Below are 13,485 nucleotides of genomic sequence, written 5' to 3'. Positions count from 1 at the left end.
CGCCATTTTTTTCATCATCTTCCACCCGGAGGCTGCCGCCATGCAGACCGTCAAGCTCACGAGCCGCCGCGAAGTCGCGCCCGCCGTTTACGAACTCCTCTTCACCCGTCCCGAGGGCTGGACCTTCGATGCGGGGCAGTTCGCCCGCATCGGCCTTGCCACCGACGGCGACGAGCCCGTCTTCCGCGCCTACTCGATCGCAGGCTCGCCCAAAGCCGAAGGCCTGCGCTTTCTCGTGAAATCCGTCGAAGGCGGCGCACTCTCACCCCGCCTGTGCGCCCTCAATCCGGGCGACGAAGTCCTGCTCGACGGCGAAGCCCAGGGGAACCTTCTCCCCGCCCGCATTCCGGGCGGCGACACGGTCTGGATGCTCGCGACGGGCTCCGGCCTTGCGCCCTTCATCGCCATGACGGGCGACGAAGGCACGCTTGGCGCCTGGAAAAAGCACATCCTCGTCATTGGTGCTCGCACCCGTGAGGAGGTCGACCGCCTGGCCGCCTACGCCGAGAGCGAGGCTCGGATTCCGCTCACGATCCTCACGGCCGCCTCCCGCGAAGCGGGCGAACTCACGGGGCGCATTCCCGCGCTCATCGAATCGGGTGCCCTTGAAGCGAAGGCCGGTGCCGCTTTCACGCCCGAATCCGCCCGTCTGCTCCTGTGCGGCAACCCCGACTTCATCCGCGAGACCCGCGCCCTCATGAAGGCCCGCGGCATCGTATCGCCGCGTCTGGGCAAGCCGGGCCAGCTTCTCGTGGAATCCCTTTGGTAAGCAACCATTCCCCCCGCCAGACCCATGACTACGCTTGAGGAAATCGACGACCTGCTCCCGCAGACGCAGTGCCGCCAGTGCGGCTGCGACGGGTGCCTCGCATACGCCCGCGCCATTCTTGAGGAAGGCGCGGCCATCAACCGATGCGCGCCCGGCGGTGCGGAGGGCATCGCCCGTCTTGCCGCCGCCACAGACCGCCCCGTCGTGCCGCTCGATCCCGAATACGGACGCGAAGTGCCCTTCGCCGTCGCACGCATCCGCGCGCGTGACTGCATCGGTTGCGCCTGGTGCATCCGCGTCTGTCCGACCGACGCCATTGCAGGCTCTCCCAAGCACCTGCACGGCATCGTGGAGGAGCGTTGCACGGGCTGCGCGCTCTGCCTGCCAGCCTGTCCCATGGACGCGATCGACATGGTCGAAAACGGAAGGACGTGGACGCTGGAGGATGCGCACAGGGCGAGAGAGCACCATCGGAATGCCGCAGCCCGCCGCGAGCGCCTCGAGGCCGAGGACCTCGCCCGACTCGACGCACTCCGAAAGCCTGCGGCTGAAAAGGCCGCCGGCGGCCCCTCCGCGCTTATCGCGGACATCATGGCTCGAGCCCGCCGTGCAAACGCCGGCGACAACAGAGGAGGACTGACATGATCAAAGCTGCAGACCGCGGCGCATTCATGGCGGCGCTCGCCGCCGCGCACCCGAATCCCGAGAGCGAACTCAACTGGACGACGCCCTTCGAGCTTCTCGTCGCCGTCGTGCTCTCCGCACAGGCGACCGACAAGGGCGTCAACATCGCGACGGCCAGACTCTTTCCTGTTGCGAACACGGCCGAGCAGATCGCCGCACTCGGCGTCGAGGGCCTCACGCCCTTCATTCAGACGATCGGCCTCTACCGCAACAAGGCCAAGAACGTCGTGAGACTCTCCGAAATCCTTCGCGACGAATACGCGGGAGAGGTGCCCGAGGACTTCGACAAGCTCGTCGCCCTGCCCGGCGTGGGCCGAAAGACGGCCAACGTTGTCCTCAACGTCGCCTTCGGACACCCGACGATCCCCGTCGACACGCACATCTTCCGCGTCTCAAACCGCACGGGACTCGCCAAGGGCAAGACACCCGACGAAATTGAAACCAAGCTCGAGAAAATCATTCCCGACGCCTACAAGCACGAGGCTCACCACTGGCTTCTTCTTCACGGCCGATACTGCTGCAAGGCCCGCTCGCCTGAATGCGAACGCTGCCCCGTCGCGCAGTGGTGCAACGCCCCCGAGAAAAAGAAGCGCCTTGCCGACTTCGGATCCCCCTCGAAGTCAGAGTGATTCCCGTTTTCCAGCGCCTATGCAGTTTGTCCTAGCGGCTTTTCCCTAGACGGCATGACATAGACGCAGAGAGGTCGAAATAACCCCTTCGGATGACGCCCGGACGATGTCCGGGCGTTTTTTGTCTGCCTAAAATCACATGAAGGCGACAGGCCCTCGGACGGCCGCCCCCGAACAGAAAACCTCGAATTCGAACATTCAGTTGAAAACAGGAAAAGCATCATGACAAAGAGCTGCACATGCCACCAAACCCCGACGCCCTCCTACAGCCAGATCGGCAAGCCCAAGGAAAGCTCGGTGATCGGCGAGATCCTCGCCCTCGCCGCCCGTCCTGAAGTGATCAGCTTCGCCGGCGGCCTTCCCTCCGCCGAAGGCTTCCCGGTCAAAGCCATCAAGGATGCGGCCGATTGGGTTCTGGAGACGTGTCCGCAGGTGGCTCTGCAGTACTCCGCCGTGGGCGGCATGCCCGCACTTCTCGAAGCCATCGCCAAAATCGAGACCGACCACGGCGTGCCCACGACGCCCGACGAAGTCATGATCGTCTCCGGCTCCCAGCAGGCCCTCGACATGATCGCCCGCGTCTTCACCGACGAGGGTGACAAGGTCCTCGTCGAAACGCCGACCTACATGGGCGCTCTCTATGCATTCGAGCTCTGCAAGCCGAAGTTCGTCAGCCTGCCGACCGACGATGAGGGCCTCAACCCCGACCTGATCGACGACCGCGTCGCGGGCGCCAAGTTTGCCTACGTGATGCCCACCTACCAGAACCCGACCGGCCGCACGATCAGCGAAGAACGCCGCCGCAAGCTCGCCGAAAAGGCCCGTCAGTACGACTTCTGGCTCATCGAGGACAATCCCTACGGCGAGCTCTACTACGCAGAGCGTCCGCCTGTCTCCCTGCGAGCCTTCGCACCCGAGCGCACGCTGCGCCTCGGCACGATGTCCAAGGTGCTCGCCCCCGGCTTCCGCCTCGGCTACATCTGCGGTCCCAAGCACGTCCTCAACGCCCTCAAGCAGATGAAGACCTCCATGGACCTGCACACGAGCACCTACACCCAGCTCATCACCGCCCGCGTGCTCGACCAGGACCTCTTCAGCGAACACCTCCCCGCCGTCCGACGCCTCTACGCCGAAAAGGCCAAGGTCATGCTCGACAGCCTCGAGGAGTTCATGCCCAAACACCCCGAAGTCAGCTGGACGAAGCCCACGGGCGGCATGTTCATCTGGCTCAACCTCCCGAAGAACGTCGACTCCGCCGACCTGATGAAGAAGGTCCTCGCGTCCGACGTGCCCGTCGGCTTCGTGCCCGGCGTAGCCTTCTACACGGACAATCCCGAGGTCAACCACTGCCGACTCTCCTTCGTGACGGTCCCGTCCGAGAAGATCGTGGCGGGCATCAAGTCCGTCGCCGAAGCGCTCAAGACCTTCCTCTGAGATTTTCCCGATCTTTCTCCCCGACACAGGCGGCGCACGCTCAAGACGTGCGCCCGCTCCGCCGCCAAGGGCCTGACAGGCATCGACCGTCAGGCCCTTTCACATACTTCACATCCGCCCTCCGGCCCGCAGGCCTCCCTGCGGGCTTTGTTTTTGTCGAGCAGAGACAGAACCGAAAGCGACCCGAAAGGCCATTTTGTCGACAATAGATACACCTTTGAAAGACCTCTTGTTCAATCGAAAAGGCCAAAACTAAGGTCTTTGGAGGAGGTGTTTTCGCATCAAGCAACAAAGGCTCGATTAGTCCGTTCTTCATTGCGAAATCCGCCGTTCAACTCATTACGATTGCACAGCGCACTTCCGGAAAAGCCCCTCGAGGCCCGCCGGAATCCCACTGGCAAGACAAAGGAAAACACCCATGACCACCATCTTCATCGACGGCGAAAGCGGCACGACGGGCCTGAGGCTCCGCGAGCGGATTGCCAACAGGGCCGACCTCAAGCTCATTTCGCTTCCCGCAGACGAGCGCCGCTCCCCCGACGCCCGTCTTGAGGCGATGAAGGCGGCAGACGTGACGGTGCTCTGCCTGCCTGACGACGCCGCACGAGAGGCGGTGAAGCTGGCAGACGAAGCCGGCACCCGCGTGCTTGACGCCTCGAGCGCTCACAGGACCGCTCCCGAGTGGGTCTACGGCATGCCGGAACTCATGAACGGCCGCGCCGCCGAAATCGCGCGCGCATCCAGAGTGTCGGTGCCGGGCTGCCACGCCTCAGGCTTCATCCTGCTTGTGGCTCCGCTTGTTTCCGCAGGCATCATTGCGCCGGACGCCTTCCTTTCGGCCACATCGGTGACGGGTTATTCGGGCGGCGGCAAGAAGATGATCTCCGCCTACGAGACGGCAGGCCGCACGGCCTTCGACAGCCTGGCCATGCCGCTTCCCTACGCCCATTCGCAGACGCACAAGCACCTTCCCGAAATGACGATCGCCGCAGGTCTGGCTCGTCCGCCCGTCTTCCAACCCATCGTGGGGAGTTTCCGCTGCGGCATGCTCGTGACGGTTCCACTCGATCTTGGACTTCTCGGCACGACAAAGGAGACCGTTCAGTCCGTCTGGGCAAAGCACTACGCGGGTTCCCCCGTCGTGCGCCCCGTCGAATTCGAGTCCCTTCTTGAGGACGGCGCCCTGCGCCTCGACGCGATGGCGGGACACGACGGCATGAAGATCGCGGTGTCGGGCGGTCCCCACCGCGTCCTTCTCACCGCGCTTTACGACAACCTCGGCAAAGGCTCCTCCGGAGCCGCGCTCGAATGCCTGAACCTCATGACGGACTCCAATCCCGCCCGAGGGCTCAGCCTTTCCTAACCCGGCTTCTTCCAGCCACTCCGTCGACACGCTCGACTCCAAACGCACCACGACAAGAAGAACACCATGACTGACAGCAACACCGCCGTGACCTTTCTCCCCGATGGCAACGTCTGCACTCCGAAGGGCTTCCGGGCCTCGGGCATTCACTGCGGCCTTCGCCGCAACAAGACGAAGAAGGACCTCGCCCTCATCGTCTCCGACGTGCCCGCCGCCGCAGCCGCCGTCTACACGCTCAACGCCGTCAAGGGCGCGCCCATCGCCGTCACCAAGGCCAACATCGCCGACGGACGCGCGCAGGCAATGCTCTGCAACTCCGGCAACGCCAACACCTGCGCCCCTAACGGCGAGGCTATCGCCCGCAAGATGTGCATGCTGCTCGCCGAAGCGTCCGGCCTCAGCGCAGACGACGTCATCATCGCCTCGACAGGCGTCATTGGCCAGCCGCTCCCGATCGAGCCGATCGCCACCGGCATGAAGCCTCTTGTCGACGCACTTTCCTACGAAGGCGGCGAAGACTGCGCAGCCGCGATCATGACGACCGACCTCGTGGCCAAATACTGCGCGGTCACGGTCGACATCGGCGGCAAAACCGTCACCGTCGGCGGCATCGCCAAGGGCTCCGGGATGATTCACCCGAACATGGCCACGATGCTCGTCTTCATCACCACGGACGCAGCGATCTCTTCCGAGATGCTTCAGAAGGCCGTGAGCACCGACGTTCAGAACACCTTCAACATGATCAGCGTCGACGGCGACACGTCGACGAACGACATGCTGAGCGTCATGGCCAACGGCCTTGCGGGCAACGCCGAAATCACCGCGGCAGGCGCAGACTTCGACGCGTTTGCCGCCGCGCTCCACACGGTCACTTCTCACCTGAGCCGCGCCATTGCCAGAGACGGCGAAGGCGCGACCAAGCTCCTCACCTGCACGGTGACGGGCGCGACTGATGATGCGACGGCCCGCGTGCTCGCCAGGAGCGTCATCTCCTCGAGCCTCGTGAAGACCGCCATGTTCGGTTCCGACGCCAACTGGGGCCGCGTGCTCTGCGCGCTCGGCTACAGCGGGGCACCGTTCAACCCCGAGGCGGCCGACGTGTCGTTCGCCTCCTCCGCGGGCATCGTCGACGTCTGCAGCGCAGGTCGCGCGCTCGACTTCTCCGAGGAGCTTGCCAAGAAGGTGCTCCTTGAAAAGGAGGTCTCCATCATCGTGACGCTCCACGACGGCGATGCCGATGCAACTGCCTGGGGGTGCGACCTCTCCTATGAATACGTGCGCATCAACGGCGACTACCGCAGCTGAGGTCAAGACCATGAACGAACTCACCGACTTCGACATCGCAAGGCTCCTGAGCGACTCACTCAAGTACGTCAGGCTCTACCGCAGCCACACCGTCGTGGTGAAGTACGGCGGAAACGCCATGAAGAACCCCGAGTTGCAGCAGCAGGTGATGCACGACCTGGTGCTCCTCTCGATGATCGGCATCCGCATCGTACTCGTTCACGGCGGCGGTCCCTCCATCAACAAGTCGCTCGCCGCCCTTGGGATCGAATCGAAGTTCGTGCGCGGACTTCGCGTCACCGACGAGGAGACGATGCGCGTCGTGCAGCGCGTGCTCGCAGGCGAGACGAACAAGGACCTCGTCAAGCTCCTGTGCGCCGAGGGCTCGAAGGCCGTGGGACTGTGCGGACTTGACGCAGGTCTCATCACCGCACGACCCGAAGCGGAGGATCTCGGTCTCGTGGGGCACATCACGGGCGTCGACGTCTCGATTGTCGAGACGCTTCTCGAAAAGGGATGCATTCCCGTCATCGCGTCCGTAGCCGGTGACGGCGAGGGCCGAAGCTACAACGTCAATGCCGACACGGCGGCCGCAGCGATTGCCGGCGCGCTCGGCGCGCGCCGCCTCGTGCTGATGACCGACATCGATGGACTCATGCGCGACGTGAAGGATCCCGATTCGCTCATCTCCGTCCTCACGACGGAGGACATCGGTCCGCTCAAGGAACAGGGCGTCATTTCGGGCGGCATGATCCCGAAAATCGACTGCGCGCTTCACGCCATCGAATCAGGGGTTGAGCGCGTCGCCATGATCAACGGCACGCTTCCCCACAGCATCCTCGTCGAAATGCTCACCAAGGGCGGCATCGGTACCCTCGTCAAGACCGGACCCCGCACTGCTGCGTCCGCCTGAGCGGCCGCACCACGAACAGAATTCTCTGAAGGACATTCATCATGAAGGACATCAAGACCATCGACAGCCTTTACCACGCCTGCACCTACGGGCGCGCGCCCGTCGTCTTCGAGCGCGGCCGCGGAGCCCGTCTCTGGGACGACAAGGGCCGCGACTACATCGACTTCGGCAGCGGCATCGGCGTCATGAGCCTCGGCTATGCCAACCCCGAATGGGTGAAGGCCGTCTCCGAACAGGCCGCAGTTCTTCCGCACACCTCGAACCTCTTCTACAACGAGAAGACCGCCATGCTCGCGGGACGCCTTGCGCTTCGCACGCACTTCGAGCGCGTCTTTCTTTCCAACTCAGGCGCCGAGGCCAACGAGTGCCTGATCAAGACCGCCCGAAAGTGGGCTTCCGACACCAAGGGAGAAGGCGAGCATCCCTTCGTCACGCTCGTCAACAGCTTCCACGGCCGCACGCTCACGACCGTCACCGCCACGGGGCAGGACACGTTCCACAAGTTCTTCGGACCCTTCACGCCGGGATTCCGCTACGTGCCCGCGGGCGACCTTGCCGCACTCGAAAGGCAGCTTGACGCCGAGGACTGCTCCGCCGTTCTCGTCGAGATCGTTCAGGGCGAAGGCGGCGTGCGCGCGCTCGACGCGGACTACCTGAAGGCCGTAGAGGCGCTCTGCCACGAAAAGAACGTGCTCTTCTGCGTCGACGAAGTGCAGACGGGCAACGGCCGAACGGGCACCTGGTTCGCCTACGAGCAGTTCGGCCTTTCACCCGACCTCGTCTCCACCGCCAAGGGCCTCGGCAACGGCCTTCCCATCGGCGCGACGCTCATGGGCCCGAAGACAGCCGAGGTTCTGACGCCCGGCACGCATGGCTCCACCTTCGGCGGCAACCCCGTCGCCTGTGCAGGCGCACTCAGCGTGCTTGAGCAGATCGACGACGCCTTCCTTGAGGCCGTCAAACAGAAGGGTGCCTGGCTCACCGCCGAACTGGAAAAAATCCCCGGCGTGAAGGACGTCTCCGGACTCGGTCTCATGCTCGGCTTCTCGGTCGAGGGCTGCAAGTCTGCCGACATCAAGGCAAAGGCCCTCGACAACGGTCTCGTCGTCCTCACCGCCAAGGACCGCGTGCGCCTGCTCCCGCCGCTCGCCATCACCGAGGAGGAGCTTTCTGACGGCCTGCTGAGGCTTGCAGCCGCCATTCGCGAGGTTCAGGAAGCCGCACACTAAGCCGCCTCCGACCTGTCTTGCAACACACCATCGAAAACGGGGAGTCCTGCCGCTGTGCAAGGCTCCCCGTTTTGTGAGGCGTACAGGTGAACAACAAAAAATGAGCGGCGGGTGCGCATTGCACGCATCCGCCGCTCTCTCAGACCCCCAACAGCGCCGGGCGGAGATGTACCCGTCAGGAGAGAACCAAGGAGTCCCTCCATCGCCTGCCTCTCGGACGCCCCCCGTTGTCCTTTGGTGAGAGGCCTGCGTTCGCTGTCGTTGAACGTATCTTGCCGCATTTGAGAATAATTCTCAATACCACTTAAGAGAGTTTGCGGAAAAACGCGTACTCCATTGACATGCGTCAACCTTGAAATCCATCCGTACAAATCCTTAGGCTCCCCTGTCCTGCTGTCGTTTCCATCGAATACCTTGAAGGTGTCGGGACGGACAACCGGCAGGATTCCCGGGCTGCCCGCCTGCCGCCATGCGGGCAGCCGTTCGGAGCTACTGCTGCTCGTGTCTGGCCTCCTCGGAGAGGATGAGCACGACTCGGGTGCCGCCTGCGGGCGAGACGCGCTCGACGTCGACGAAGGCGCCGATGCGGGATGCGCGCTCGGCCATGATCGAGAGGCCCACGTGCTGGCCCTTTCGCTCGGTGACGAGCGCATCATCGATGCCGACGCCGTCGTCGGTGATCGTCACCTTGAGGTCGGCGTCGTTCTCGATGCGGATGTCGACGTTTTCGGCATGAGAATGCTTGCGGACGTTGGAGAGCGCCTCCTGAATGATGAAGATCACCTGAAGCTTCTGGCGCGGCGTAAGCTGCGGGCCACGCCCCGAGACTCGAAGACGCGCGTTCATGCGGGACTGTCCCTCGAAGCGATCAATCACGGTCCGTACGCCCTCGATGAAGCCTTCCTTGTGCAAACGCTCGCGGAAGTTGAGAAGGAGTTCGCGCACGTCCTCGTAGCACTCCTGAACGCCCGTGCGAATGGCGGAAAGGGATTCGTCACGCAGCGCAACGTCGTTAGTACGGATGGCGTCCGACAGGAACTGCACCTGCAGATTGAGGAAGGAGAGCGCCTGAGCGATCGAGTCGTGCAGGCCCTGTGCAAGGAGCTGACGTTCCTGCACCACGGCGAACTGGCGGTCGCGCTCGATGAGGCGGTTGCTCGCCACGGCGACGCCGAAGTGGGTCACGAAGTTCTCGAGCAGGCGGATGACCTGCGTCGTGAGCTGCGGGCTTTCCTTGAAGAAGAGCGTGAAGATGCCGAGGTCGCCCGGCGTCGAACGGATCTGGAAGCTGTAGGCCGTCTTGAAACCCGCGTCGGCAAAGCGTCTGGAAAACTCGTCCTCAAGCTCGGTGAGCTGGAAGCAGACGGGATAGGTCTTCGAGAGCACCGAGGGCACGATGCCCGCGTCGCCAGGCAGATCGTTGACCGCCTTGACGAGGTCGACGGAAAGTCCCTCGGCCGTGAGGAGCTGCATCGAGTCGTCACGGCCCGAGAGCAGCTGGAGCGTACACGCATCGGCCTCGGTCTGGCGCATGATTCGCGAGACGAAGCCGTCGGCAAGGTCGTCAAGGCTGCGACGCTGCGTGAAATAGGAGGTCATCTCGTAGAGCTGCGCGAGATGGCTGTTCTTTTCTTCGACGCTGGCCGTCTTCTCGGCTACCTTCTGCTCGAGATTGTCGTGAGAATCCTTGAGTCTGGCGGCCATCTCGTTGAAGCCTGCGGCGATCTCGCCGATTTCGTCCTCACTCCTCACTTCGGTGCGGGCCGTCAGGTCGCCCGAGGAAAGCCGTCCGATGGCGCCGCCGAGCTGCTCGAGGGGACGGATCACCCAGCGGAGCAGAAGCGCCATGATCGCGAAGAGACTGCCGATCGCAAGCACGATGAGGAGACCCTGCAGATAGCGGAGCTGCCACAGGAAGTGCGCGCGATATTCGTCGATGTCGTTCGTCAGCGCGGCGAGCTTCTCGACATAAAGGTTGACGTCGCCCATCATCGGTTCGCGGGCGCCGCCGCGGGCGGCCGTAAGGTGCGGAAGCACCGACTCTTTCCACTCAGAGTCGATGCTCTGAAGCGACGAACGGATGGCCTGCGTCTCAGGCACGAGAAGCGGACGCCACTGATCACCCTTCTGGAGAAGATCAAGCCCTGCGTTGACCGTACGGACTTCGTTGTCGAAGTCCCTGTTGTCATACTGCGGAAGCACATAAAGCGCGGTGCGGAAGACATGGAACCTGATGTCCCCGATGATATTCGTCGCAGCCGACGAACTCTCAAGCTTCCAGTTGAGCATCATCGTATACCCGATCGTGGTCACGATGAAGCTCACCCAGATGAGCGTGAGAAGCAGAAGCCTCGCCGAGAGGCTCTTGAAAAAGCGGAGCGGATTGAGTTTCACGACGTAGATCCTTCCTGTGTTCCGTTTGCGCGTCAGATGAGGCGCGGATTTTCGTCCTCAAGCTGGATCGTGAGGCCTCCCGCGGAGCCGGCACCCGACGAGCCTTCGCCTTCGTTTTCAGGCTTGACGGGCGTGATAGGGGCGATCGACTCGACCGTCCAGGTGACGCCGATCTGGCGGCCCTTGCGGGCGCGCTGCATGCGGAACTCCTCAAAGGACTTGCGGGTGATCTGCACCTCTCTGAGCTTGCCGCCTCGTCCCGTGCCGGAGGCGGTGAGACCGCGCTCATCGACGAGCGTCATGCCGATCATCCTTTCACCGGACTCAAGCTTCACGAGCGAAACGCCCATGCCGCCGTTGGAGAGTCTGCGGATCTCGTCGTGTGCGAAGATCACGAGACGGCCCTTCTCGGTAAGACAAGCGATCAGCGGCATCTCGGCGCAGCCCTCGGCGGGCGGCATCAGCGTGACGCCGTCGGCCATGCGCACGAAGGTGCGGCCGATGCGCTGCGAGGCCTTGAGGTCGCCGATCGTGCACTTGAGCCCGAGGCCGTCCGACGTGCCGAGCACGACATCCTCCTTCTCACGGCCGGCAAAGACACCGACGAATCGCTTCATGCCCTTGTCAAGATCGAAGAAGGACGTGACGGGCAAGCCGTCGCCCCTACCGCCGGGAATGGCAGAGACCTTGCAGGTGTAGACACGGCCCGTGTCGGTGACAAAGCTGATGTCGTCGACCGTGCGACACTCGACCGCACGCTCGAAGCCGTCGCCCACCTTGTAGCTGAGCAGCGTGCAGTCGTGCCCGTGGCCCTGACGGGTTCTCAGGAAGCCCTTCTGCGAGAGCACGACCGTAACGGGTTCGTCGACCACGTGCTGTTCGGCCTGAACGACGCTCGCCTCCTCGATGAGGGTGCGGCGGTCGTCGCCGAAGGTCTTCGCTGCCTGCTCGATCTCCCTGGCCACTGTGCGGCGCAGAACGCCGTCACTGCCGAGAATGCGTTCGAGCGAACTCTTTTCCTTGTTGAGTTCGGCGAGCTCCTTCTCGATCGCAATGGCGGCCAGACGAGCAAGCTGGCGGAGCCTGATTTCAAGAATGTCGTCCGCCTGACGATCAGTGAGACCGAACTCCTTAATCAGAGCGGGTTTCGGCTCATCGCTGTTGCGGATGATCTCGATGACGCGGTCAATGTTGAGAAGGACGAGCGCACGACCCTCAAGCACGTGAATCCTGTCGTTGACCTTGTCGAGCCTTGCCTGAGTGCGGCGGCGAACGGCCAGCAGGCGGAAGGCGATCCACTCGCGGATGATCTCGAGCAGGTTCTTCTGCTTGGGCTTGCCGTCATTGCCGAGCATGACGAGGTTGACGGAGACGTTGGACTCCATCGATGTCTGCGAAAGGAGCGCCGCCACGAACTCCTCGCGGTCGATGCGGCTGCTCTTGGGTTCGAAGACGAGGCGCACGGGCTTTTCCTCAGTCGACTCGTCTCGAACCCTGTCGAGAATGGCAAGCATGGCGCTCTTGGCCTGCTGCTGTTTCGACGAAACCGTCTTCTTGTCCTTTCTGGCCTTCGGGTTCGTGATGGCTTCAATCTGGTTGAGCACGTCCTGCGAGGACGAGGCGGGCGGGAGTTCGTCGATCACGAGCTGCCACTGGCCGCGGGCAAGATCCTCGAAGTGGTAGCGCGCACGCACGGTGAGCTTGCCCCTGCCCGTACGGTATATGTCGCGAATTGTGCTTCTCGGGCTGATGATCTGGCCGCCGCACGGGAAATCCGGCGCAGGCAGAACCTCAAGCACCTCGTCAAGCGTTGCCTCGGGCTTGTCAATCAGCAGCGTGCAGGCGGCCGCGACCTCCCGCAGGTTGTGCGAGGGAATGTCGGTCGCCATGCCGACGGCAATGCCGGACGAGCCGTTGAGCAGCACGAAGGGCAGCTTCGCGGGCAGAACCACGGGCTCCTGGAAGTTGCCGTCATAGTTGGGCGTGAAGTCGATTGCCCCCGTGTCCACCTCTTCAAGAAGCAGACTTGCGATCGGCATGAGGCGCGCTTCGGTGTAACGCATGGCAGCCTGAGAGTCGCCGTCCCTGCTGCCGAAGTTGCCCTCGCCGTCGATGAGCGGATAGCGGAGCGAGAAGCTCTGCGCCATGCGCACGAGCGCATCGTAGACCGACTGGTCGCCGTGGGGATGGTACTTGCCGAGCACGTCGCCCACGACGCGCGCAGACTTGACGGCCTTCGTGCCCGCCTTGACGCCCATGCGCTCCATGTCGATCAGAATGCGGCGCTGCACGGGCTTCTGGCCGTCGGAGACGTCGGGAAGCGCACGGCTCTTGACGACCGACATCGCGTATTCAAGATAGGCCCGGCTTGCATAGCGCGCGAGCGTGAGCTGACCGTCGGATTCGACACCGCCCGTCATCACCTCGTCAACGTGTGCACCAAGAGGCGACGCGCCCTCATCTTCGGAAGCCTCTGCAGCATCCTCCTCAATGCGAGCCTCCTCCGTCACGTCCTCTTCGATCTCGCGAGCGGAGGACTCCTCAGGCGCCGTCTCCTGAACGGGTTCGTCAGCCTGCACCTCGACGCTCTCCTCAACCTCGGGAAGCAGAGGCGTCTGAACGGGTGCTTCGGCAGATGCCTTTGCCACCCTGCCGCCAGCGGATTTTTTCCTTGCCGGCGTTTCTTCCGCCTTCTTCAAATCGTCTTCATAAACGAGCATCTGGTCGCCGAAGAGACCGCCGTCGTCCTGGACCTCGGGATTGAGGCCGCCTTTCTTTCTTGCCAT

Annotated in this window: 10 protein-coding genes; 8 read left to right on the top strand and 2 right to left on the bottom strand. The window is 63.3% G+C overall.

The features are described from left to right. Positions 1–40: 40 nt before the first annotated feature. The 8 genes from HMPREF3036_RS05575 to HMPREF3036_RS05540 all read left to right on the top strand — a co-directional run bounded on the left by HMPREF3036_RS05575 (position 41) and on the right by HMPREF3036_RS05540 (position 8,305). Positions 41–769 (top strand): ferredoxin--NADP reductase, encoded by a 729-nt coding sequence (locus HMPREF3036_RS05575; protein WP_062332312.1) that lies wholly within the window; start codon positions 41–43, stop codon positions 767–769. 24 nt (positions 770–793) lie between these two features. Next, entirely contained in the window at positions 794–1,414 is a 621-nt protein-coding gene (locus HMPREF3036_RS05570; RefSeq protein WP_062332309.1) for an RnfABCDGE type electron transport complex subunit B, read from the top strand. Then, entirely contained in the window at positions 1,414–2,082 is a 669-nt protein-coding gene (nth, locus tag HMPREF3036_RS05565) for an endonuclease III (RefSeq protein WP_051009055.1), read from the top strand. Before HMPREF3036_RS05570 ends, nth begins: the two co-directional genes overlap by 1 nt. A gap of 222 nt (positions 2,083–2,304) precedes the next feature. After that, positions 2,305–3,516 carry an aminotransferase-like domain-containing protein gene (locus tag HMPREF3036_RS05560; protein ID WP_005435843.1) on the top strand — a complete coding sequence of 404 codons (1,212 nt, stop codon included), beginning with the start codon at positions 2,305–2,307 and terminating at the stop codon, positions 3,514–3,516. A gap of 418 nt (positions 3,517–3,934) precedes the next feature. After that, positions 3,935–4,879, top strand: coding sequence for an N-acetyl-gamma-glutamyl-phosphate reductase (gene argC, locus HMPREF3036_RS05555; RefSeq protein ID WP_062332306.1), 945 nt, complete (start codon positions 3,935–3,937; stop codon positions 4,877–4,879). Positions 4,880–4,945: 66 nt separating this feature from the next. Then, positions 4,946–6,184, top strand: a complete 1,239-nt coding sequence (argJ, locus tag HMPREF3036_RS05550; protein WP_062332304.1) for a bifunctional glutamate N-acetyltransferase/amino-acid acetyltransferase ArgJ — start codon at positions 4,946–4,948, stop codon at positions 6,182–6,184. A 10-nt stretch (positions 6,185–6,194) separates the two neighbouring features. Continuing rightward, positions 6,195–7,076 (top strand): acetylglutamate kinase, encoded by an 882-nt coding sequence (gene argB / locus HMPREF3036_RS05545; RefSeq protein WP_062332301.1) that lies wholly within the window; start codon positions 6,195–6,197, stop codon positions 7,074–7,076. Positions 7,077–7,117: 41 nt separating this feature from the next. Next, positions 7,118–8,305 carry an acetylornithine/succinylornithine family transaminase gene (locus HMPREF3036_RS05540; protein WP_062332298.1) on the top strand — a complete coding sequence of 396 codons (1,188 nt, stop codon included), beginning with the start codon at positions 7,118–7,120 and terminating at the stop codon, positions 8,303–8,305. A 489-nt stretch (positions 8,306–8,794) separates the two neighbouring features. Here HMPREF3036_RS05540 and HMPREF3036_RS05535 read toward each other — a convergent pair whose 3' ends face one another. Next, positions 8,795–10,699, bottom strand: a complete 1,905-nt coding sequence (locus HMPREF3036_RS05535) for a HAMP domain-containing protein (RefSeq protein ID WP_062332295.1) — start codon at positions 10,697–10,699, stop codon at positions 8,795–8,797. 32 nt (positions 10,700–10,731) lie between these two features. Then, positions 10,732–13,485, bottom strand: coding sequence for a DNA topoisomerase IV subunit A (parC, locus tag HMPREF3036_RS05530; protein ID WP_062332292.1), 2,754 nt, complete (start codon positions 13,483–13,485; stop codon positions 10,732–10,734).

It is taken from the genome of Sutterella sp. KLE1602 (assembly GCF_001578585.1).
GTDB classification, from domain to species: Bacteria; Pseudomonadota; Gammaproteobacteria; order Burkholderiales; family Burkholderiaceae_F; genus Sutterella; species Sutterella wadsworthensis_A.
The sequence above is the reverse complement of the archived record's forward strand: the minus strand, read 5'-3'. Positions and strand labels throughout refer to the sequence as shown.

Bases quoted from the DNA above. Each gene is read 5' to 3' on its own strand.
- HMPREF3036_RS05575 (WP_062332312.1), top strand. From the start codon at position 41: ATGCAGACCGTCAAGCTCACGAGCCGCCGCGAAGTCGCGCCCGCCGTT.
- HMPREF3036_RS05570 (WP_062332309.1), top strand. From the start codon at position 794: ATGACTACGCTTGAGGAAATCGACGACCTGCTCCCGCAGACGCAGTGC.
- HMPREF3036_RS05560 (WP_005435843.1), top strand. From the start codon at position 2,305: ATGACAAAGAGCTGCACATGCCACCAAACCCCGACGCCCTCCTACAGC.
- argC (WP_062332306.1), top strand. From the start codon at position 3,935: ATGACCACCATCTTCATCGACGGCGAAAGCGGCACGACGGGCCTGAGG.
- argJ (WP_062332304.1), top strand. From the start codon at position 4,946: ATGACTGACAGCAACACCGCCGTGACCTTTCTCCCCGATGGCAACGTC.
- argB (WP_062332301.1), top strand. From the start codon at position 6,195: ATGAACGAACTCACCGACTTCGACATCGCAAGGCTCCTGAGCGACTCA.
- HMPREF3036_RS05540 (WP_062332298.1), top strand. From the start codon at position 7,118: ATGAAGGACATCAAGACCATCGACAGCCTTTACCACGCCTGCACCTAC.
- parC (WP_062332292.1), bottom strand. From the start codon at position 13,485: ATGGCAAGAAAGAAAGGCGGCCTCAATCCCGAGGTCCAGGACGACGGC.